Genomic DNA, 21,047 nt, shown 5'->3' on the forward strand with positions numbered 1-21,047 from the left:
TTAAGCTGCCGGGCTGTGACACCGACGCAGCAGGCCGCGCAGGCCGCGGCCGTCATCGCCGAAGGCACCGGAATCGCCACCCACGACGTGGCGGTGGTGCTGGGCTCGGGATGGGCCCCCGCCGCCGACGCGCTGGGCGACCCGCGGTCGGTGATCCCGATGGCTGAACTTCCCGGCTTCAGCACGCCGACGGCCGCCGGGCACGGTGGTCAGCTGCGTTCGCTGCAGATCGGCGGACGGCGGGTGCTGGTGCTGCTCGGCCGGATCCACGCCTACGAGGGCCACGACCTGTCCGCCGTCGTGCACCCGGTGCGCGCCGCGTGCGCGGCCGGCGCCACCACGGTGGTGCTGACCAATGCCGCCGGTGGTCTGCGTCCGGAGCACCAGGTCGGTCAGCCGGTGCTGATCGCCGACCACCTGAACCTGACCGCCCGCTCCCCGCTGGTCGGGGCGCAGTTCGTCGACCTGGTCAACGCATACTCACCGGAGCTTCGCGCGCTGGCCCGGCGGGTCGATCCCCGGCTCGCCGAAGGGGTGTACGCGGGCCTGCCCGGCCCGCATTACGAGACGCCCGCCGAGATTCGGATGCTGCGCGCCCTCGGCGCCGACCTGGTCGGGATGTCCACCGTGCACGAGACGATCGCCGCCCGCGCGGCCGGCGCTCAGGTGCTGGGCCTGTCGCTGGTCACGAACCTGGCCGCCGGAATGACCGGTGAGCCGCTGTCGCACGCCGAGGTGCTCGAGGCCGGGCGCGCGTCGGCGACCCGGATGGGCGAATTGCTGCGCGCGGTGATCGCCGAATTGCGGCCGGCAGCGGCCCCGGGTACAACCCCGGTATGAAAAGGGACGTCACCGCCGACCTCGATGTGCGGATCCTCGCGCCCACCACCTTGGAGTTCCAGATCGCGGTGGCGCCCCATCCCGACGTGGCGGTGACCGAATCACTGACGTTCACCTGGAACGGCGAGGAGGTCGCCGCCACCGAGATCATCGCCGAACACGGCAACCGGATCCACGCCCTGGAAGTCGGCGAGGGCAACGTCACCGCCAGCTATTCCGCGACGCTGCTGGGCCGCGCCGAACCCGCGGAGGTCTGCGCGGCCGACCTGACCCGCTACCTGCGGCCGAGCCGCTACGCGGAATCCGACAAGTTCTTCGGGTTCGCCGGCACCGAGTTCGGCGAGTACAGCGACTCGGTCACGCTGCTGGAGAAGGTGTCGGCGTGGGTCGGGACGCGGCTGGAATACGTCCCCGGGGCCAGCGACCCGATCGACGGGGCGACCGACACCCTGCTGGCGGGCCGCGGTGTCTGCCGCGACTACGCCCACCTGGTGGTGGCGTTGCTGCGGGCGGTCAAGGTCCCCGCCCGGCTGGTGGCGGTCTACGCGCCGGGATGCGAGCCGATGGATTTCCACGCCGTCGCCGAGGCGTTCGTCGACGGCGCCTGGCGGGTGGTGGACGCGACCTGCCTGGCGCCGCGTCAGTCGATGGTGCGGATCACCACCGGACGCGACGCCGCGGACACCGCGTTCCTGGACAACCACAAGGGCGCGATCGCGCTGAACAACTGCGTGGTGACCGCCGTCGTCGACGGGGGCATCCCGCACGATTCGACGCACGACACGGTGTCCCTGGGGTGACTAGCGGGGCCCGAACTGCCGGTCCCCCGCGTCGCCGAGGCCCGGCACGATGAACTTGTCGCCGTTGAGGCCGTCGTCGACGACGGCCGTCACCAGCGCATACTTCTCGAATCGCGACGAGAACTTCTCGATGACGTCGATGCCGTCGGGCGCGGACACCACGCAGACGGCGGTGACGTCGGTGGCCCCGCGGTCGGCGAGCAGCCCGAGCGCGTGCGCCAGCGACCCGCCGGTAGCCAGCATCGGGTCCAGCACCAGCACCGGGACGCCGCCGAGGTCATCGGGCAACGACACCAGGTACTCGTGCGCCCGGTGGGTCGCCTCGTCGCGGGCCATCCCGACGAACCCGGCGCGCGACTCCGGCAGCAGTTGCTGCGCGGGGGCCAGCATGCCCAGCCCCGCCCGCAGCACCGGCACCAGCAGCGGCGGCGCCGACAGCCGGTGACCCGTCGTCGGCGCCAGCGGCGTCGTCACGGTCTGTTCGTCGCAGCAGAGGTCCCGGGTCGCCTCGTAGACCAGCATCAGGGTGAGCTCGGCCAGCGCGGCGCGGAAGGCCGCGTTGCCGCTGTGCGCGTCGCGCAGCGTCGTCATCCGGACCGCGGCGAGTGGGTGGTTGATCACGCGGAGGTCCATGGACGAGGACACTACGGCCTACGGGCGAGTTCGCGCCCCGGTCGGCGCCGTTATTCTGAGCGCCATGGCAGCAGACCTGGTACCCATCCGGCTCAGTGTGACCGCCGGCGACCTGTACACCCTCTGGGCGCCGCCGTGGCGCGACGCCGGGGACGAGTGGGAGGCGTTCCTGGGCAAGGACGAGGACCTGTACGGCTTCGCCAGCGCCGCCGACCTGGCCGCGTTCGTGCGCTCCGGCGCCGAGAACGATCTGTCCGACCACCCGGCCTGGGCCGCGCTGACCGAGGCCAACGCGCACGCGCTGAACCCGGACGAGGACCACCACTTCGACCTGCTGGCCGTCGAGGAACTGGCCGCCGAGAAGCCGAGCGAGACCTCGGTGACCTCGCTGGCCTCCACCCTCGCGGTGGTGTCGGCGATCGGGTCGGTGTGCGAGTTGCCCGCCGTCACCAAATTCTTCAACGGAAACCCGTCGCTGGTCACCCTGAACAACGGCGTCGACGAGTTCAGCGGCCGGGCCGGCCGCAAGCGCTGGGACGCCATCGCCGCGGTCATCGCCCGCAACTGGGAGAAGGTGCTCGCCGCCATCGACGAGGTGCTGAGCACCCCCGAGGTGGACGAGAAGGCCTCCGCGAAGGCCGCCGAGGAGCTGGAAGCCGATCCGCCGGTCATCGAGGAGGAGGACGTCCTCATCATCGAGGAGGACGACGACGCCGAGGGCGCCGAAACCGCCGAGGATGGGGACGGTGTCGAGCCGGGCGCGGTCCGCGCGGCCGGCGACACCGCGGTCCTGGGCAGTGACGCCGACTTCTGGGGCCGGGTGGGCATCGACCCGATCCGGCTGATGATCGGCTCGGGCACCTTCTACACGCTGCGCTGCTACTTCCGCGACCGGCCGATCTTCCTGGGCCGCAACGGCCGAATCAGCGTGTTCAGCTCCGAGCGCGCGCTGGCCCGCTACCTGGCCGACGAGCACGACCACGACCTCGCCGACCTGGTCACCTACGACGACATCCGCACCGCCGCGACCGACGGCTCGCTGGTGGTCAAGGTGACCGACGAGAACGTGTACGTGCTGACCGGGCTGGCCGACGACATCGCCGACGGCGCCGACGCGGTCGACCACGACCAGCTGGAGCTCGCGGTCGAGTTGCTGCGCGACGTGGGCGACTACTCCGAGGAGGACACCGTCGAAAAGGCGCTGGCCTCCGACGCGGCGTTGGGCGCCTTCGTCTCCCACGTGCTCGACGGCGCCGACGCCCCGGCCAAGCCGGCCGAGGCGGTCAGCTCCTGGGAAAAGCTGGAGCGGTTCGTGGAGTCGCGGCTGCGGCGGGAATAGTCCTTCCGCACCCGGGCACGCGGCGCTAGCGTGGCCGGATGGGCATTCCGACCGACTTCCAGCACCGTCCCGTGGCGGTGATCGGCGCGGGCACCCTGGGCCGACGCATCGCGTTGATGTTCGCCGGCCGCGGGGGCGAGGTCCGAATCAGCGACCCGAACGCCGAGGTCGGCGCCGCCGCGGTGGCCTACGTCAACGAGCAGCTCGCGGCGTGGGTGTCCCGGCATGACGGGTTCACCGCCGGGTCGGCGCGCCACACCGACGACCAGGCGGCCGCCGGACGCCGTCGTCACCTCGAACTCGTCGTCGTATGCCAGTCGGCTGTTCACCGCGGGTCTGCCGACCGCGTCGCGGATGTGCAACACGCACTTCTACATGCCGCCCCTGCAGCTCGCGGTCGACGTGATGAGCAACGGCGAAACCTCCGACGAGGTGCTCGATTTCGTGCTGGCCGCCTTCCCCGACTACGGCCTGTCACCGTTCCTGTGCCACAAGGAGAGCACCGGGTTCATCTTCAACCGGATCTGGGCGGCCATCAAACGCGAGGCGCTTTCCGTTGTCGCCGAAGGGATTTCCACACCTGAGGACGTCGACGCGATGTGGCGGGTGAACAGCGGCTCCGCGCAGGGACCGTTCCAGATGATGGACCACGTCGGCCTGGATGTGGTGCTCGACATCGAGAACCACTATGCCGCGGAGAACCCGAATCTTCCCACCGGACCGCGGGAACTGCTGCACCGCTACGTCGACGCCGGCAAGCTCGGCGCGAAATCCGGAGAAGGTTTCTACACCTACCCGAAGGATCCCACGTGACCGAACTGGTGGCGCTGCACCTGGCCCGCAAGCAGATCCTGGCGGCGCCCACCGACGGCTCACCGGAACGTGTGCTGGTCGACGGCGTCGATCAGTGCCCCGACGGCGTGGTCGTCGACCGCGCGGCCGGGCACATCTACTGGACCAATATGGGCGCGCCCGACGGTCCCCCGGCGCCGGGCGCCGAGCCGACGTTCCTGGCCGCGAACGGATCCATCGAGCGGGTGGATCTCGACGGCTCGAACCGCAGGACCATCGTGCCGGCGGGTGGTTTCACCACCGGCAAGCAACTGACCGCCGACTTCGCCGCCGGCAAGCTCTACTGGTGCGACCGGGAAGGCATGGCCGTGCGGCGGTGCAACCTGGACGGCAGCGAGTTGGAGGCCGTGGTGGTCACCGGGAGCGGTCCCGACGACGCCGCGGACGCGCGAAATCACTGCGTCGGGATTGCCGTGGACACCGCCCGCGGGCTGCTGTACTGGACCCAGAAGGGCGCCCCGAACGCCGGGCAGGGCCGGATCTTCCGCTGCCCCATCGAGATTCCCGACGGCCAGGACGCGGCGCGCCGCGCCGACGTCGAGTTGCTGTGGGACCAGCTGCCCGAGCCGATCGACCTGGAGTTGCTCGGCGACGACCTGCTGTGGACCGACCGTGGCGACCCGCCGGCCGGGAACACACTCAATCGCGGTGTGGTGCAACCGGTTCCCGGATCACACCGGGTGATCTCCGGCGACTACCAGGAAGCGATCGGGTTGGCCTCGGCCGACGGTGAGCGCTGGTACGTCAGCTCGCTCTACAGCGGCAGGATCCGCGAAGTGAACCTGACAAGCGGCGCCGAGCGAACCGTGGCCACCCTGGGCGGCGGCGTCACCGGCATCGCCGTGCTCTCTTGAGTCAGCCGGCCAACACCGCGTAGCGGGGCTTGATGACGTCGTCGATCAGCGCCAGCCGCTGGTCGAACGGGTAGAACGCGGACTTCATCGCGTTGATGGTGAACCGCTGCAGATCGGTCCAGCCGTAGCCGAACGCCTCGACCAGCCGGGCCATCTCCTGGCTCAGCGTGGTGTCGCTCATCAGCCGGTTGTCGGTGTTCACGGTCACCCGGAACCGCAGCCGGGCCAGCAGGTCGAACGGGTGCTCGGCGATGCTGGCCACCGCGCCGGTCTGCACGTTCGACGACGGGCACATCTCCAGCGGCACCCGGTTGTCCCGGACCAGCGCGGCCAACCGGCCCAGCCGCCGGCCGCTCGCCGGGTCGTCGGTGATGTCGTCGACGATGCGCACACCGTGCCCCAGCCGATCCGCGCCGCAGAACGCCAGCGCCTCGTGGATGGACGGTAGGCCAAAGGCCTCTCCGGCGTGAATGGTGAAGTGCCCGTTGAACTCCCGCATGTGCTCGAACGCGTCCAGGTGCCGGGTCGGCGGGTAGCCGGCCTCCGCGCCGGCGATGTCGAAGCCGCACACCCCGCGGTCGCGGTAGGCGATGGCCAGCTCGGCGATGTCCAGGGAGCGGGCGGCGTGGCGCATCGCGGTGACCAGGCAGCGCACCACGATCGGGGTCCCGGCGCTCGCGGCCGCGCGCTGCCCATCGGCGAACCCGGCCAGCACCGCCTCGACGACCTGCTCCAGGCTCAGGCCCCGCTCCAGGTGCAACTCGGGGGCGAAACGCACCTCGGCGTAGACCACCGAGTCGGCGGCCAGGTCCTCGACGGCCTCGAACGCCACCCGGTGCAGCGCCTCGGGCGTCTGCATCACCGCGACGGTGTGCGCGAACGGCTCCAGGTAGCGCTCCAGCGATCCGCTGTGCGCGGCCACCCGGAACCAGTCGCCCAGCGCCGGTCCGGTGTCGGCCGGCAGGTCGGAGTAGCCGACGGCGTCGGCGAGTTCCAGCACGGTCTGCGGCCGCAGCCCGCCGTCGAGGTGGTCGTGCAGCAGCACCTTCGGCGCGATCCGGATGGTCTCCAGGGTGGGTGCGCTCATGACTTCTCCTCCTCGACCCGGCCCAGGATCAGTTTCCTCGGCGGTGGTGGGCGCTGTCCGACCGTCCAGGCGCCGTCCAGTTCGGCCAGCGCCGGGCCGAGTTTCTCGGCAGTGTCGGTGAACAAGGTGAACAGCGGTTGTCCGGCGGACACCGGTTCGCCGGGGCGGCGGTGAATCTCCAGGCCCGCGCCGGCCTGCACGGCCGCGCCTGGAACTGTCCGGCCCGCGCCGAGCCGCCAGACCGCCATGCCGACCGCGAGGGCGTCGATGTCGCCCATCACCCCGGCTTCGCCCGCCGTGACGGTTTCCCGGCACGCCCCGATCGGCAGCGCCGCGTCCGGGTCGCCACCCTGGGCGCGGATCAGCGCGCGGTAGGCGTCCATCGCGGAGCCGTCGGCCAGGGTGTCGGCGGGGTCGCGGCCGTCGAGGCCGGCCAGATCCAGCATCTCCGCGGCCAGCGCCAGGGTCAGCTCCACCACGTCGTCGGGCCCGCCGCCGGCGAGCACCTCGACGGATTCGGCGATCTCGACGGCGTTGCCGACCATCCGCCCGAGCGGGACGGACATGTCGGTGAGCAGGGCGCGGGTCGGCACCCCGTAGCCGGCGCCGAGTTCGACCATGGTGGCTGCCAGCGCGGCGGCTTCCTCCGGGTCGGTGAGGAACGCCCCAGAGCCGGATTTGACGTCCAGCACCAGCGATTCGGCGCCCTCGGCGAGTTTCTTGCTCATGATCGACGAGGCGATCAGCGGCAGCGAATCGACGGTGGCGGTGATGTCGCGCAGCGCATAGAGCTTGCGGTCGGCCGGGGCGAGCTCGCCGGCGGCGAAGATGGCCGCCCCGACCTGCCCCAGCTGCGCCCGGATGGCGGCGACGCTGAGCTCGCCGGAGAACCCGGGGATGGACTCCAGTTTGTCCAGCGTGCCACCGGTGTGCCCGAGGCCGCGTCCGGAGGCCTGCGGCACCGTCCCGCCGCAGGCGACGATGATCGGCGCCAGCGGGATGGTGATCTTGTCGCCCACCCCGCCGGTGGAGTGCTTGTCGACCAGCCGGACCCGGGCGCCGTCGCGGCGCAGGTCGGAGAAGTCCAGCCGCGGTCCGGAGTTGATCATCGCGGCGGTCCAGCGGGTGATCTCCCCGCCGGTCATGCCGCGCAGGAAGATCGCCATCAGCAGGGCGGCCATCTGCTCGTCGCCGACCTCGCCGCGGGTGTAGGCGCCGATCACCCAATCGATGGCGTCGTCCGACAGTCGCCCGCCGTCGCGCTTGGCCTTGATGACCGTCGGCGCGTCGAATCCCGTCATCAGCTCCGCCCTCTGTCCGCCTCGTTCGCTCGCGGAAAAGCATTGCTCGCTCATCGGCGGGCCACCCGGGCCAGGTCGTCGGGGCCGAACGCCTCGGGCAGCAACTCCCCGAGCGGCCGGGGCCCGGCGGGGGTGTCGATCAGCAGGTCCGGGCCGCCGTGCTCGTAAAGCACTTGGCGGCAGCGCCCACACGGCAGCAGCGCGTGTCCGTCGGCGTCCACGCAGGCCAGCGCCAGCAGGCGTCGGCTGCCCTCGCCGGCAAACAACGCGCAGACCACGGCGCACTCGGCGCACAGGCCCAAACCATATGAGACATTCTCCACATTGGTCCCAGTGACCACACGGCCGTCGGCTGCCAGTGCGGCCGCGCCGACCGGGAACGCCGAATACGGCGCGTACGCCCGCGTTGAGGCTTGGATTGCGTTGTCCCGCAATACTTTCCAGTCGATCGATGGATCGGTTCCGGTCATCGGTCGCTCCGCTCTGAATGCATTCCGAGCGCGCATGCTACGCGCGGGTAATAAAGGGTAGGCAAACCTTTTCCCTTGACGCCCAGGTAGATAGACATATCCATTCGGTTGGTTACTGGCCAACGAAAAGGATTAGAGTCCAACAGACGGTTGTTCCGGACATCAAGCCCTCGCGCCGGAAATCTCGCGAACACCGCCTCGCCGGCCCGGGCAGCCCCGACCGGCGACCACCGATGACGTTGGAGGCGCTGATGACAACAGCGGCACCGGCCGAGCCCGCAAAGGCGGGCCCCCGACGCCGACGCACCCTGTATCGCGGCGATCCGGGCATGTGGTCCTGGGTCCTGCACCGCATCACGGGTGCGACCATCTTCTTCTTCCTGGTCGTGCATGTGCTCGACACCGCCCTGGTCCGGGTCAGCCCGGAGGCCTACAACGCCGTCGTCGCGACCTACAAGACCATCCCCGTCGGCCTGATGGAGATCGGCCTGGTCGCCGCCGTGCTGTTCCACGCGTTCAACGGTATCCGGCTCATCCTGATCGACTTCTGGGCCGAGGGTCCGCGTCACCAGAAGAAGATGCTCGTCATCGTGGCGGCGGTCTGGCTGCTGCTGATGGTGCCGGCGCTGGTCACCCTCGGAATGCACATGGCAGAAAGGTTCCTCTAAATGAGCACGCCGTGGAGCCCGCATCACCGCGAGGGCCGCATCGCCCCGGTGCTGGAGAAGGAATTCGACCGGCCGGCCGCTCTGGACCACCCGCGCGCCCCGCGCAAACCGCGCGGCATCCCGTACTTCGAGAAGTACGCGTGGCTGTTCATGCGGTTCTCCGGGGTCGCCCTGGTCTTCCTGGTCATCGGCCACCTGTTCATCATGCTGATGTGGTCCGACGGCGTGTACCGGATCGACTTCAACTACGTCGCCGAGCGCTGGGCCTCGCCGTTCTGGCAGATCTGGGACATGTCGCTGCTGTGGCTGGCGATGGTGCACGGCGCCAACGGCATGCGCACCATCATCGGCGACTACGCCCGCAAGAACACCACCAAGTTCTGGCTGAACTCGGTGTTGCTGCTGGTCACCGGCTTCACCTTGGTGCTGGGCAGCTACGTCCTGGTGACGTTCAACCCGAACATCTAACCCTCGGAGGGGACACTCGATGATCCAGGAACACCGCTACGACGTCGTCATCGTGGGCGCCGGAGGCGCCGGGATGCGCGCCGCCGTGGAGGCCGGCCCCCGGGTCCGCACCGCCGTGCTGACCAAGCTCTACCCGACCCGCAGCCACACCGGCGCGGCCCAGGGCGGCATGTGCGCCGCGCTGGCGAATGTCGAGGAAGACAACTGGGAGTGGCACACCTTCGACACCGTCAAGGGTGGCGATTACCTCGCCGACCAGGACGCCGTCGAGATCATGTGCAAGGAAGCCATCGACGCGGTGCTGGACCTGGAGAAGATGGGGATGCCGTTCAACCGCACCCCCGAGGGCCGCATCGACCAGCGCCGATTCGGCGGCCACACCCGTGACCACGGCAAGGCCCCGGTGCGCCGGGCCTGTTACGCCGCCGACCGCACCGGCCACATGATCCTGCAGACGCTGTACCAAAACTGCGTCAAGCACGACGTGCAGTTCTTCAACGAGTTCTACGCGCTGGACCTGGTGCTCACCGACACCCCGTCCGGCCCGGTGGCCACCGGCGTCATCGCCTACGAGCTCGCCACCGGCGACATCCACATCTTCGCCGCCAAGGCGATCGTGTTCGCCACCGGCGGGTCGGGCCGGATGTACAAGACCACCTCCAACGCGCACACTCTGACCGGCGACGGCCTGGGCATCGTGTTCCGCAAGGGACTGCCGCTGGAGGACATGGAGTTCCACCAGTTCCACCCGACCGGCCTGGCCGGACTGGGCATCCTGATCTCCGAGGCGGTGCGCGGCGAGGGCGGCCGCCTGCTCAACGCCGACGGCGAGCGGTTCATGGAGCGCTACGCCCCCACCATCGTCGATCTGGCCCCCCGCGACATCGTGGCCCGCTCGATGGTGCTGGAAGTGCTCGAAGGCCGCGGCGCCGGGCCGAACAAGGACTACGTCTACATCGACGTGCGCCACCTCGGCGAGGACGTGCTGGAGGCCAAACTCCCCGACATCACCGAGTTCGCCCGCACCTACCTCGGCGTCGACCCCGTCACCGAACTGGTGCCGGTCTACCCGACCTGCCACTACGTGATGGGTGGCATCCCCACCAACGTGGCCGGACAGGTGTTGCGCGACAACAACAATGTCGTGCCGGGCCTGTACGCGGCCGGCGAGTGCGCCTGCGTCTCGGTGCACGGCGCGAACCGGCTTGGCACCAACTCGCTGCTGGACATCAACGTGTTCGGCCGCCGGGCCGGCATCGCGGCGGCGAAGTACGCCGAGAGCCACGACTTCGTCGAGATGCCGCCGGAACCGGCCGACATGGTCATCAACTGGGTCGGCGACATCCTCAGCGACCACGGCCACGAGCGGGTCGCCGACATCCGGACCGCCCTGCAGCAGTCGATGGACAACAACGCCGCGGTGTTCCGCACCGAGGAGACCCTCAAGCAGGCGCTCACCGATATCCACGCGCTCAAGGAGCGCTACTCCCGGATCACGGTGCACGACAAGGGCAAACGCTTCAACTCCGATCTGCTGGAGGCCATCGAACTGGGCTTCCTGCTGGAGCTGGCCGAGGTCACCGTCATCGGCGCGCTGACCCGCAAGGAGTCCCGCGGCGGACACGCCCGCGAGGACTACCCCAACCGCGACGACGTCAACTTCATGCGCCACACCATGGCGTACAAGGAAGGTTCCGACCTGCTGTCCGACATCCGGCTGGACTACAAGCCCGTCGTCCAGACCCGGTACGAGCCGATGGAGCGGAAGTACTGATGAGCGCACCAGTTCTCGACAAACCCGAAGCCGGCGATCCCCCGCTGCCGCCCGTGCCCGACGGCGCGGTGATGGTCACGCTGAAGATCGCCCGGTTCAACCCCGAGGATCCCGACGCCGCCGGCTTCCAGAGTTACCGGGTGCCGTGCCTGCCCAGTGACCGGCTGCTGAACCTGCTGCTGTATGTGAAGGGCTACCTGGACGGCACGCTGACGTTCCGCCGGTCCTGCGCGCACGGCGTGTGCGGCTCGGATGCCATGCGGATCAACGGCGTGAACCGGCTGGCCTGCAAGGTGCTGATGCGAGACCTGCTGCCCAAGAACAACAAACCGCTGACCATCACCATCGAGCCGATCCGCGGGCTGCCCGTGGAGAAGGACCTGGTGGTCAACATGGAGCCGTTCTTCGACGCCTTCCGCGCGGTGAAGCCGTACCTGATCACCACCGGCAACGCCCCGACCCGCGAGCGCATCCAGTCCCAGACCGACCGGGCCCGCTTCGACGACACCACCAAGTGCATCCTGTGCGCCTGCTGCACCACCAGCTGCCCGGTGTACTGGAACGAAGGCTCCTACTTCGGCCCGGCCGCCATCGTCAACGCGCACCGGTTCATCTTCGATTCGCGCGACGAGGCCGCCGCCGAGCGGCTCGACATCCTCAACGAGGTCGACGGGGTGTGGCGCTGCCGCACCACCTTCAACTGCACCGACGCCTGCCCCCGCGGCATCCAGGTGACCAAGGCGATCCAGGAGGTCAAGCGGGCGCTGATGTTCGCCCGCTGACGACCGAGGTCGACGAAGGAGACCGAGGGAGGAAGCGGGCGATCTGGTGCTGCCCGCTGACGAGCGAGGTCGAAGCCGGCGCCGCCCGCTGACGCCCCTTCGCCCACTGACGAGCGCCGCTTTTTGCACGAGCGCCACTTTCCGCCCACCCCGTCCTGGGGAAACACGTGCGAGAAGCGGCGCTCGTGCAATAAGCGGCGCTCGTGAAGCTTCCCAGGGTCGGTTCCAGCCCGCGACCTCCAAACCTCCACATTCGCACCGCTCCCCGGTGAGAATGTCGGACATGTCCGCTATCACCGATCTGCTCGACGCGAGCCGCATCGCGCTCGACGTCGACGCCCCGGACTGGCAGTCCGCCATCCGCGCCGCCGGGGCCCTGTTGGAACACGACGGCGTCGCCGAGCAGGCCTACACCGACTCGATGATCGAAAACGTCGAGACCAACGGCCCCTACATCGTCGTCGCGCCGGGTTTCGCGTTCGCGCACGCCCGGCCGTCGGAGGCCGTGCGCCGCACCGGGATGTCCTGGATCCGACTGGCGTCCCCGGTCGCGTTCGGGCACAAGAGCAATGACCCGGTCACGCTGGTGGTGGCGCTGGCCGCCACCGACACCGGCGCCCACAACAAGGCGATGGCCGAGCTGGCAAAACTGTTGGGCGACAAGACCCGTCGCGCCAAGCTCGACACCGCCGCCACCCCCGAGGAACTCCTCCAGGTGATCGCCGGTGAGCCGGAGCCCGCGACCGTGCCCGTCGTGCCGACCGAACCCGATGTGGGCGGGCGCCGCACCAACAACCTGATCCTCACCGTCTGCGGAAATGGCCTGGGCACCAGCCTGTTTCTGAAAAACACCCTGGAGCAGGTGCTGACCGCGTGGGGCTGGTCGCCGTTCTTGACCGTCGAGGCCACCGACACCATCTCGGCCAAGGGCAAGGCCAAGGACGCCGACCTGATCCTCACCTCCGGCGAAATCGCCCGGACCCTCGGCGATGTGGGCGTGCCAGTCCGAGTGATCGAGAACTTCACCTCCACCGCCGAGATCGACGCGGCGCTGCGCGAGTCCTACGACGTCTAAGGAGCCCGGAAATGGGATGGCTTGCCAGCTTCGCCGAATTCATCGTCAACGAGATCCTGGCGGTTCCCGCCTACCTGATCGGCATCATCACCGCCGTCGGCCTGATCGCGCTGCGCAAGTCCACCGGCCAGGTGATCGGCGGCGCGCTGAAGGCCACGCTGGGCTTCCTGCTGATCGGCGCGGGCGCCACCCTGGTGGTGAAATCGCTGGAACCGTTGGGGGTGATGATCTCCGGGGCGGCCGGCCAACAGGGCGTGGTGCCCACCAATGAGGCCATCGTCGGCATCGCGCAGCAGGAGTTCGGCGCGCGGGTGGCCTGGCTGATGATCCTCGGCTTCGCGATCAGCCTGGTGCTGGCGCGGTTCACCCCGCTGCACTACGTCTTCCTGACCGGGCATCACATCCTGTTCATGGCGACCCTGCTGACCATGGTGCTGGCCACCGGCGAGCTCCCCGCCTGGGCGGTGATCGTCCTCGGCGGGTTCCTGCTGGCGGTGGTGATGGTGTCCCTGCCGGCCATCTCCCAGCCCTGGACCCGACGGATCACCGGCGACGACTCCATCGCCATCGGGCACTTCGGCACCCTGGGCTACATCGCCTCCGGCATCACCGGACGGTTCGTCGGCGGCGCCAAGAGCAAGTCCACCGAGGACCTGAAACTGCCCGAGGGGCTGCGCTTCCTGCGCGATTCGATGGTCGCCACCGCGCTGTCGATGGTGCTGATGTACCTGGTGGTGTCGCTGATCTACCTGAGCCGGGTCGGCGGCGACACCGCGTTCACCGCCTACGCCGACGACACCGGGGCCGGCGCGGCGACCGGCGTCGGCAACTTCCTGATGAAGGGGGTCACCGAGGGCCTGAGCTTCGGCGTGGCCGTCGCGGTGATCCTGTTCGGCGTCCGGACCATCCTGGGCGAGTTGGTGCCGGCCTTCCAGGGCATCGCCGAGCGGGTGGTGCCCGGCGCGGTCCCGGCCCTGGACGCGCCGATCGTCTTCCCGTACGCGCAGAACGCGGTGCTGATCGGCTTCCTGTCCAGCTTCGCCGCCGGACTGGTCGGGCTGGCGGTGCTGTCGCTGTGGCTCGGCCCGGCGTTCGGGTTGGTGCTGGTGCTACCCGGACTGGTGCCGCACTTCTTCACCGGCGGCGCGGCGGGCGTGTACGGCAACGCCACCGGCGGGCGGCGCGGCGCGATCGCCGGCGGTTTCGTCAACGGCCTGCTGATCACCTTCCTGCCCGCGCTGCTGGTGCAGGTGATCGGCATGATCGGCAACACCACCTTCGGCGACACCGACTTCGGTTGGTACGGCATCCTGCTCGGCAACGCCGCCAAGCTGGGCTCCTGGCCGGGCGCGGTGGTGATGGTGCTGATCGGGGTGCTGCTGCTGGTGCTGGCGGTGCTGGTGCAGCGCAAGCTGGTGGACACCGGGTGGGACCCGTCACCGGGCCGGGAGATGCCGGTCGCGGCTGGCGCGGACAGCGCGCCGGTTCCGGCGGGCCGCAGCTACCCGAAGATCCCGCCGCCGGCCGGAGCGCCCAAGCCGCCTCCCCCGCCGCAGTAACAATTGCATCATTAATCCCATCCGTAACAGCGCGCCGCCGCGGGATCGGCCCTATCCTCGCCTACTCTGCTGTTCACAATGGGGACCTCACGATCACGCACCAGCAGGCTGTCCGCGCTGACCGCAGCGCTGCTCATGGTCGTCGCTCCGGTGCTGTTCGCGCCGAGCGCGATCGCCGACCCCGAACCCGACGCCCCCGCGGTACCGGAGTGCCCGTACAAGGTCAGCACCCCGCCCGCCGTCGACGCCTCCGAGGTGCCCAAGCCCGGTGACCCGACCCCCGGGCCGCTGCCGGTCCCGGTCAAGACCGTCGGCGGCGACGCGCTGAGCAACTGCGGAATCATCACCGCCGAGGGCGCCGGTCCCGCGCCCGAGGACGTCTCCGCCGAGGCCTGGCTGCTGGCGGACCTGGACACCGGCGAGATCATCGCCGCCCGCGACCCGCACGGCCGGCACCGCCCGGCCTCGGTGATCAAGGTGCTGATCGCCATGCAGTCGCTCAACGAGCTCAATCTGAACAAGCCGGTCGCCGGCACCATCGAGGACGCCCGCACCGAGGGCAGCAAGGCCGGGGTGAACCCGGGCGGCACCTACACCGTCAACGATCTGCTGCACGGCCTGCTGATGGTGTCCGGCAACGACACCGCCACCGCTCTGGCCGGTCAGCTCGGCGGCATGCCCGCCACCATGGGCAAGATCAACACCCTGGCCAGCCAGCTCGGCGCCCGGGACACCCGCGCGGCGACCCCGTCGGGCCTGGACGGCCCCGGCATGAGCACCTCCGCCTACGACGTCGGCCTGTTTTACCGCTACGCCTGGTCGAACCCGGCGTTCGCACAGATCGTCGGCACCCGCAGCTACTTCTTCCCGGGCGACCCGGAGCGGCCCGGGTACGAGATGGAGAACGACAACAAGCTGCTGCACAACTACCCCGGGGCTCTCGGCGGCAAGACCGGCTACACCGACGACGCCGGGCAGACCTTCGTCGGAGCCGCCGAGCGCGACGGTCGACGGCTGGTCGCGGTGCTGCTGCGCGGCACCCGGGTGCCGATCGCGCCGTGGGAGCAGGCCGCCCGGCTGCTGGACTACGGGTTCGGCACCGAGCCGGGCACCTCGGTCGGCCAACTCGTCGAGCCGGATCCGGCGCTGGTCGCGCCCGAGCCCGACGTCGCCGAAGACACCGCCATCAAGGCCCTCGACCTGCTTCCGGCCGCCGACGCCACCCCGGTTCGGGTGGGTGTCGGGGTGGTCGGCTCGCTGGTGGTGTTCGCGCTGATCATGGGCGCCCGGTCGTTCAATCGCCGCGCGATCTAGCCGGACGATCCCGATCGTCAAAATGTGCACGAAAACGCACGGCCAAAGGGCAATGCGCCCTCGGCACCCCCGATTTCGCGCACACTTTGACGCGGACCCGTCAACGAGCCCGCTGCGCAAACCTCCGCAGGCTCCGGTTTCGCTCGCGACCCAGCGCACGCTCGGCATTGCTTGCGGTCTAGCGGTACCCACCGTCGGACAGCCCGGCGTCGACCTCCATCGGATGCGGGCGCCCGGTCGTGGCCGCGTACAGCTGGCCGGCCGCGTAATCGGCGACCATCCGGGCCGCGCCGCGCACCGCCCACTGCTGGGCGTGCCGTTCTTCGTGGTGCAGCAGCCGGTCCAGGCTCAGTGAGCCGGCCCGCAGCACGCCGTCGTCGCGGGCGAAACACGCTCGCCCGCAACCGATATTGGCGCGCAGCGCCTCGACGGGATCCCCGGCTGCGGCGACATTGACCGCGAACACATCGCCCCAGGTGGTGCCGCCGCGGAAGCTGACCGCCGACAACACCGGGCCACCCACCCCCATCAGCATGCCGTTGGGGGTGGTGGCCAGCGCGCCGCCCCGATTCACCGCCAGGGCAGCCCGCGGGTAACTCCACCGGTTGCGGCGCTGGCGAGCCGCGATGCGCCGAACCTCGGCAACCGAGTACGGCGTCTCGGCGAAATCCCCGGGGGCGCCGGCGGCGCGGTACCCGGTTCCGGCGTTGAGCACATAGGTCATCAGGACCGCAGCGGCGATGTCACCGGCGCTCGAGCCGGCCGGGATCGCGAAGAAGGACTTTCCGGCCGGATCGGTGATCTCGGTCAGCGCGTCCAGCACCGCGAAGGAATCCGCGGTGATCCGGCAGCGATCGGCGATGGCGGCCAGGGCCGGCGGGCCGACACCGCGCCGGCCCGCGTTCTCCCGCCACTGCGCCAGCCTCACAGCACCTCGGCGCCCACCCGCCGCAGCAGCGCGGCCGCGTCCTCGGCCAACGAGGCGACCACCTCGGCGGCCGGTCGCGACGATCGCACCGATCCGACGCCCTGACCGGCGTTGACGGGCAGCGCGGTCCCGGCGGCGTCGATCAGCACCCGCTCCGGCTGCGACGCCGGCCAGCGGTAGCCCGCGGCGACGTCGAACTCGGCGGTCAGGGCGGTCTGCGCGGAGCCCGCGCCCAGCAGCAGGTCCCGGTCCCCCGGCCTGGTCAGCGCCTCGGCGCAGGTGGTCAGCACAGTGCCCAGCCACGCTCCGGCGGCCCCAGCGGCCAACACCGCGGCAAGTGCCCGGCCGGTGGACACCCCGCCGGCGGCCAGCACCGGGACGTCGACGGCGTCGAGCACCTCCGCCAGCAGCGGCAGCGTGCCGATCCGTGGCTCCCCGTGCCCGCCGCCCTCGGCCCCGCGCGCCACCAGCACGTCGACGCCCGCACCGGCGGCCCGTCGGGCGGCGTCGACGTCGGCGACTTGAGTCACCGCCAGCGCCCCCGCGTCGTGGGCGCGGCAGACCCAGGAGAACTCGTCGCCGAAGCTGACGCTCAGCGCCGTCGGCGCGACCGCCAGCGCGGTGTCCAGCAGCGCCGGATTGTCCGTCATCACCCAGTGCACCAGCCCGATGCCGAACGGCCGCGGCCCGCCCAACGGGCCGAGCTCGAACAGTTCGGCCAGTTCGGTGGCCAACGCCTCGGGGGTGGCCGCGCTGCCCATCCCGATCATGCCCAGACCGCCGGCCGCGGTGACCGCCGCGGCGAGCCGGCCCCCGGCCGCGCCACCCATCGGCGCGTTGACGATCGGCAGCGCGAGCCCCATCCGGCGGCTCCAGGGTGTGGAAATCGACATGCCGGGGACGCTACCCGGATTTGCTACGGTCGCGGTGTCACCGGAGATGACACCGGACGAGGGGCGCGCCGTACCCGGACAGCGACAAGACGGGCGCAGCGGAGGCGCCTCATGGCTTGGTTCGTGTTGATCGTCTCGGGCGCCCTGGAAGCGGTGTGGGCCACCGCGCTGGGTCGCTCCGACGGACTGACCCGCGGCGTCCCGACGGCGGTGTTCGGCGTCGCTCTGATCGCGTCGATGCTGGGTCTCGGCTACGCCATGCGCACCCTGCCCACCGGCACCAGTTACGCGGTGTGGGTGGGCATCGGCGCGGCGCTGACCGTCGGCTACGCCATGGCCACCGGCGGCGAATCGGCGTCACCGGTCAAGATCGCGCTGCTGGTCATGCTGATCGGCGCGGTGGTGGGGCTGCAGCTCGTCGGTCAGTGAGGATCAGTGAGGTCAGTGACGCCGGTTGCGCCACCGCGACCAGCCCAGCGCGCCGGCGGCGCCGGCCAACGCCGCGGCGGCCGCCTGGGCGGGAGCCAACGGCGCCGGAGCGATGACCCGGTTGTTGATGACGGCAGGCTCCGACGGCGGTTCGATGACGTCCTCGGCGCGGTTCTCCCGTGCGGTGGCCGCCCACGCGGTGGCGAACAACACCAGACGCGCGGTGACGTAGGCGAACACCATCAGACCCAGCACCGGGCCGAACGTCGCCCCGGCGGGGCCGGTCAGCACCGACTTCAGGTAGATCGAGGCGACCTGCTTGAACGCCTCGAATCCCACCGCGGCGATCAGGCCGGCGCGCAGGCAGGACCGGATGCTGGCGTGCTCGCGCGGCAGCCGGGCGATCATCCAGGAGAACATCATCCACGCCACCAGCACCGAGATCAGCAGCGACGCGGTGCGCAGCAAGGCCGAGGTCAGCGGCGAGTCGGGCACGCCCAGCCAGTCCAGCAGATTCGCCAACAGCGGGGTGTTGCGCAGCGCGGTCAGGCCGATGGTCAGCGCCAGCGCCAGCCCGGTGGTCGCCAACGCGAGCAGGTCCGACAGCTTGCCGCGAACGAACGTCGGCTTCACGCTGCGGTACTGGCCCCACATCTGGGTCAGCGCCTCGCGGACGTTGGCCATCCAGCCCAGCCCGGCCCACAACGCGGTCGCCAGACCGATCACACCGACCGAGGTGCGCGACGCGATCGCCGAGTCCATCAGGTCGATGACCTGGGTGCCCAAGTCGCCGCTGATTGACGAGCGGATCTGATTCTCGATGTGGTCCAGTAGCTCCGGGTGGTTGACCAGCACGAAACCGCCGGTGGCGAAGCCGACCATCAGCAGCGGGAAGATCGAGAAGATCGTGTAGTAGGTGATGCCCGCGGCGTAGAAATCGCCTTTGCTGTCGTTGTAGCGCAGCTGGGCGCGCCACACGTGGTCGAACCAATGCCAACGCGTGCGCAGCCGGTCCAGCAGGCCGGGCTTCTTCTCCTCGATCTGCGCAGTCTCGGTCTGCGCGGTTTCGGTCTGCGCGGTTTCGGTCATCGCCGAACTCCCTTGGTCACCGTCGCGGAAGGAATCCTAAGGCGTCGTATACCCGCCCGAGGGTGCGCTCAGACACCTCGCAGGCCCGCTGCGCGCCGGCGGCGAGCACCGACTCCAGCTCGCCGCTGTCGGACAGCAGTTCGTTGACCCGCGCCCGGATCGGGGTGACGTAGTCGACGACGACCTCGGCGGTCTCCTTTTTCAGGTCCCCGTAGCCGCGGCCGGCGTAGCCCTCGACCAGCGCGTCGATCGACGCGCCGGTGATCGCGGACTGGATGGTCAGCAGGTTGGAGACACCGGGTTTGGCCTCGGTGTCGAACCGGATCTCGCGCTCGCTGTCGGTGACCGCGGAGCGGATCTTCTTGGCGGTCCGCGCCGGGTCGTCGAGCAGCCCGATCAGCCCGGCGTCGGTGGCCGCGGACTTGCTCATCTTCACCGTCGGATCGGCCAGGTCGTAGATCTTGGCGGTGGCCTTGGGGATCATCGGCTCGGGCACGGTGAACATGTCCGGGAATCGGGCGTTGAAGCGCTGCGCCAGGTCGCGGGCCAACTCCAGGTGCTGACGCTGGTCCTCGCCGACGGGCACCCGGTCGGTGTCGTAGAGCAGGATGTCGGCGGCCATCAGCACCGGGTAGGTGAACAGCCCGACGGTGGTGGCCTCCGCGCCGTGGCGCACCGACTTGTCCTTGAACTGCGTCATCCGCGACGCCTGCCCGAAACCCGTGAAACAGCCCAGCACCCAGGCCAGTTCGGCGTGCGCCGGGACGTGGGACTGCGCGAACACCGTCGAGCGGGCCGGGTCGATGCCCAGCGCCAGGTACTGCGCGGCGGTCACCAGGGTGCGGCGGCGCAGCTCGGCGGGGTCCTGCGCGACGGTGATGGCGTGCAGGTCCACGACGCAGAAGTAGGCGTCGTAGTCGTCCTGCATGGCCTTCCACTGCTCGACGGCGCCCAGGGCGTTGCCCAGGTGCAGTGAGTCAGAGGTGGGTTGGGCTCCGGAGAAGACGACTTGCTTGGCACTCATGATCTGCCCGATCTTTCCACGCCTGTCACACGTATTCGACGGTGACCGGGGCGTGGTCGGTCCAGCGCAGCGCGTAGGCGCCGAACCGCTCGGTGCCGCCGGAGCGCGCCCGGGCCGCCAGACCCGCGGTGGCCAGCTGGTAGTCGATCCGCCAGCCAGAGTCGTTGTCGAACGCCTGCCCGCGCCAGCTCCACCAGCTGTACGGTCCGGCCACGTCCGGGTGCAGCCCGCGCACGACGTCCGACCAGCCGCCGGCCAGTCGGTCGGCGACCCACTGACGTTCCTCGGGCAGGAAGCCGGCCTTCTTGAGGTTGCCCTTCCAGTTCTTCAGGTCCACCTCGGCCGGGGCGATGTTCCAGTCCCCGCACAGCACCGCCTGCGCGTCGTCGCGGGACACCAGTTCGGCCATCCGGGCAGCGGTGGCGTCCAGGAAGCGTTCCTTCTCCCGCTGCCGCTCGGTCTCGGCCTCGCCGGTGGGCACGTAGATGCTGGCCACCGTCAGAGTGCGGCCGTCGTCGTCGAGGTCGACCTCCAGGTACCGGCCGTGGTCGGCGAACTCGTCGTGCCCGCAGCCGGCCCGGACGTCGGTGAACGGGCGCCGGGACAGCACCGCCACCCCGTTGCGGCCCTTGGCCGCCGAGGTGGCCGACGCCAGGCGCCAGCCGTCGGCCAGCGCCGGTTCCAGCGCGTCGGCGAGCTGATCGTCGTTGGCCCGGGTCTCCTGCAGACAGATGACGTCGGCGCGGGTGAGTTTCAGCCAGGCCAGCAGGCCCAGGTTGTCGGTGGAGCGCTGTTTCACCGCGGCTCGGATCCCGTTGACGTTGATGGTGGTGAGGATCATGCTCGGAGACTATCCAGGACGCCTCCG

At 70.1% G+C, this 21,047-nt stretch carries 22 protein-coding genes, 1 pseudogene and 1 riboswitch; of the genes and pseudogenes, 14 read left to right on the forward strand and 9 right to left on the reverse strand.

Features of this window, described 5'->3' with window-relative positions; genetic code table 11:
- Window positions 1–15 precede the first annotated feature (15 nt).
- Window positions 16–840 carry a purine-nucleoside phosphorylase gene (locus tag L2Z93_RS15275; protein WP_234786054.1) on the forward strand — a complete coding sequence of 275 codons (825 nt, stop codon included), beginning with the start codon at window positions 16–18 and terminating at the stop codon, window positions 838–840.
- Window positions 837–1,640, forward strand: a complete 804-nt coding sequence (locus L2Z93_RS15280; protein WP_090587484.1) for a transglutaminase-like domain-containing protein — start codon at window positions 837–839, stop codon at window positions 1,638–1,640. The genes L2Z93_RS15275 and L2Z93_RS15280 overlap by 4 nt, the downstream gene beginning before the upstream one ends.
- Here the strand turns inward: L2Z93_RS15280 and upp are convergent, their stop codons facing one another.
- Entirely contained in the window at window positions 1,641–2,273 is a 633-nt protein-coding gene (gene upp, locus L2Z93_RS15285; protein WP_090587485.1) for a uracil phosphoribosyltransferase, read from the reverse strand. It abuts the gene before it with no gap.
- A gap of 64 nt (window positions 2,274–2,337) precedes the next feature.
- Between upp and L2Z93_RS15290 the strand changes: the two genes are divergently transcribed.
- The 4 genes and pseudogenes from L2Z93_RS15290 to L2Z93_RS15300 all read left to right on the forward strand — a co-directional run bounded on the left by L2Z93_RS15290 (window position 2,338) and on the right by L2Z93_RS15300 (window position 5,318).
- Complete coding sequence (locus tag L2Z93_RS15290; protein ID WP_090587488.1) at window positions 2,338–3,612, forward strand: SatS C-terminal domain-containing protein; 1,275 nt, start codon at window positions 2,338–2,340, stop codon at window positions 3,610–3,612.
- 116 nt (window positions 3,613–3,728) lie between these two features.
- Window positions 3,729–3,779: pseudogene (locus L2Z93_RS19380) on the forward strand (hypothetical protein); the annotation flags it as partial.
- Window positions 3,780–3,837: 58 nt separating this feature from the next.
- Entirely contained in the window at window positions 3,838–4,425 is a 588-nt protein-coding gene (locus L2Z93_RS15295) for a 3-hydroxyacyl-CoA dehydrogenase family protein (protein ID WP_306439043.1), read from the forward strand.
- The gene (locus tag L2Z93_RS15300; protein WP_090587490.1) at window positions 4,422–5,318 is read left to right on the forward strand and encodes a hypothetical protein; all 897 of its coding nucleotides are present in this window, start codon (window positions 4,422–4,424) and stop codon (window positions 5,316–5,318) included. The genes L2Z93_RS15295 and L2Z93_RS15300 overlap by 4 nt, the downstream gene beginning before the upstream one ends.
- A gap of 1 nt (window position 5,319) precedes the next feature.
- Here the strand turns inward: L2Z93_RS15300 and L2Z93_RS15305 are convergent, their stop codons facing one another.
- The 3 genes from L2Z93_RS15305 to L2Z93_RS15315 are packed head-to-tail and all read right to left on the reverse strand — an operon-like array spanning window position 5,320 to window position 8,176.
- Entirely contained in the window at window positions 5,320–6,405 is a 1,086-nt protein-coding gene (locus tag L2Z93_RS15305) for an adenosine deaminase (RefSeq protein WP_090587492.1), read from the reverse strand.
- The gene (locus L2Z93_RS15310; protein ID WP_090587494.1) at window positions 6,402–7,706 is read right to left on the reverse strand and encodes a thymidine phosphorylase; all 1,305 of its coding nucleotides are present in this window, start codon (window positions 7,704–7,706) and stop codon (window positions 6,402–6,404) included. The genes L2Z93_RS15305 and L2Z93_RS15310 overlap by 4 nt, the downstream gene beginning before the upstream one ends.
- A 50-nt stretch (window positions 7,707–7,756) precedes the next feature.
- A complete protein-coding gene (locus L2Z93_RS15315; protein WP_090587496.1) occupies window positions 7,757–8,176 on the reverse strand; it encodes a cytidine deaminase in 420 nt (139 codons plus the stop codon).
- Window positions 8,177–8,427: 251 nt separating this feature from the next.
- Here L2Z93_RS15315 and sdhC point away from each other — a divergent pair, with 251 nt between their 5' ends.
- From sdhC to L2Z93_RS15350, 7 genes are all read left to right on the forward strand, one after another.
- A complete protein-coding gene (gene sdhC, locus L2Z93_RS15320) occupies window positions 8,428–8,844 on the forward strand; it encodes a succinate dehydrogenase, cytochrome b556 subunit (RefSeq protein ID WP_090587646.1) in 417 nt (138 codons plus the stop codon).
- Entirely contained in the window at window positions 8,845–9,312 is a 468-nt protein-coding gene (locus L2Z93_RS15325) for a succinate dehydrogenase hydrophobic membrane anchor subunit (protein ID WP_090587499.1), read from the forward strand.
- 19 nt (window positions 9,313–9,331) lie between these two features.
- Entirely contained in the window at window positions 9,332–11,086 is a 1,755-nt protein-coding gene (gene sdhA, locus L2Z93_RS15330; protein WP_090587501.1) for a succinate dehydrogenase flavoprotein subunit, read from the forward strand.
- A complete protein-coding gene (locus L2Z93_RS15335) occupies window positions 11,086–11,868 on the forward strand; it encodes a succinate dehydrogenase iron-sulfur subunit (RefSeq protein WP_090587503.1) in 783 nt (260 codons plus the stop codon). The genes sdhA and L2Z93_RS15335 overlap by 1 nt, the downstream gene beginning before the upstream one ends.
- A 283-nt stretch (window positions 11,869–12,151) precedes the next feature.
- Window positions 12,152–12,943 carry a PTS sugar transporter subunit IIAB gene (locus L2Z93_RS15340; RefSeq protein WP_090587505.1) on the forward strand — a complete coding sequence of 264 codons (792 nt, stop codon included), beginning with the start codon at window positions 12,152–12,154 and terminating at the stop codon, window positions 12,941–12,943.
- 11 nt (window positions 12,944–12,954) lie between these two features.
- Window positions 12,955–14,502, forward strand: coding sequence for a PTS ascorbate transporter subunit IIC (locus L2Z93_RS15345; RefSeq protein WP_090587508.1), 1,548 nt, complete (start codon window positions 12,955–12,957; stop codon window positions 14,500–14,502).
- 78 nt (window positions 14,503–14,580) lie between these two features.
- Window positions 14,581–15,816: a D-alanyl-D-alanine carboxypeptidase family protein gene (locus tag L2Z93_RS15350; RefSeq protein WP_090587510.1), complete on the forward strand. Its 1,236-nt coding sequence runs from the start codon at window positions 14,581–14,583 to the stop codon at window positions 15,814–15,816.
- Between the two features lie 178 nt (window positions 15,817–15,994).
- On the opposite strand, the gene L2Z93_RS15355 is transcribed toward L2Z93_RS15350, so the two are convergent.
- Together L2Z93_RS15355 and L2Z93_RS15360 are read right to left on the reverse strand one after the other, a co-directional pair.
- Window positions 15,995–16,744, reverse strand: coding sequence for a hypothetical protein (locus L2Z93_RS15355; protein ID WP_090587512.1), 750 nt, complete (start codon window positions 16,742–16,744; stop codon window positions 15,995–15,997).
- Complete coding sequence (locus L2Z93_RS15360) at window positions 16,741–17,637, reverse strand: NAD(P)H-dependent flavin oxidoreductase (RefSeq protein WP_090587515.1); 897 nt, start codon at window positions 17,635–17,637, stop codon at window positions 16,741–16,743. Before L2Z93_RS15360 ends, L2Z93_RS15355 begins: the two co-directional genes overlap by 4 nt.
- 31 nt (window positions 17,638–17,668) lie before the next feature.
- A riboswitch (guanidine-III (ykkC-III) riboswitch) is annotated at window positions 17,669–17,737 on the forward strand.
- 11 nt (window positions 17,738–17,748) lie between these two features.
- Between L2Z93_RS15360 and L2Z93_RS15365 the strand changes: the two genes are divergently transcribed.
- Window positions 17,749–18,066 (forward strand): DMT family transporter, encoded by a 318-nt coding sequence (locus L2Z93_RS15365; RefSeq protein ID WP_090587517.1) that lies wholly within the window; start codon window positions 17,749–17,751, stop codon window positions 18,064–18,066.
- Between the two features lie 12 nt (window positions 18,067–18,078).
- Here the strand turns inward: L2Z93_RS15365 and yhjD are convergent, their stop codons facing one another.
- Genes yhjD through L2Z93_RS15380 form a run of 3 tightly spaced genes read right to left on the reverse strand, consistent with a single transcriptional unit; the run spans window position 18,079 to window position 21,020 of the window.
- Entirely contained in the window at window positions 18,079–19,155 is a 1,077-nt protein-coding gene (yhjD, locus tag L2Z93_RS15370) for an inner membrane protein YhjD (protein WP_090587519.1), read from the reverse strand.
- Between the two features lie 16 nt (window positions 19,156–19,171).
- Complete coding sequence (trpS, locus tag L2Z93_RS15375) at window positions 19,172–20,179, reverse strand: tryptophan--tRNA ligase (RefSeq protein WP_090587521.1); 1,008 nt, start codon at window positions 20,177–20,179, stop codon at window positions 19,172–19,174.
- A 25-nt stretch (window positions 20,180–20,204) separates the two neighbouring features.
- A complete protein-coding gene (locus L2Z93_RS15380) occupies window positions 20,205–21,020 on the reverse strand; it encodes an exodeoxyribonuclease III (RefSeq protein ID WP_090587524.1) in 816 nt (271 codons plus the stop codon).
- Window positions 21,021–21,047 lie beyond the last annotated feature (27 nt).

Source organism: Mycolicibacterium brumae (assembly GCF_025215495.1).
Taxonomy (GTDB): domain Bacteria; phylum Actinomycetota; class Actinomycetes; order Mycobacteriales; family Mycobacteriaceae; genus Mycobacterium; species Mycobacterium brumae.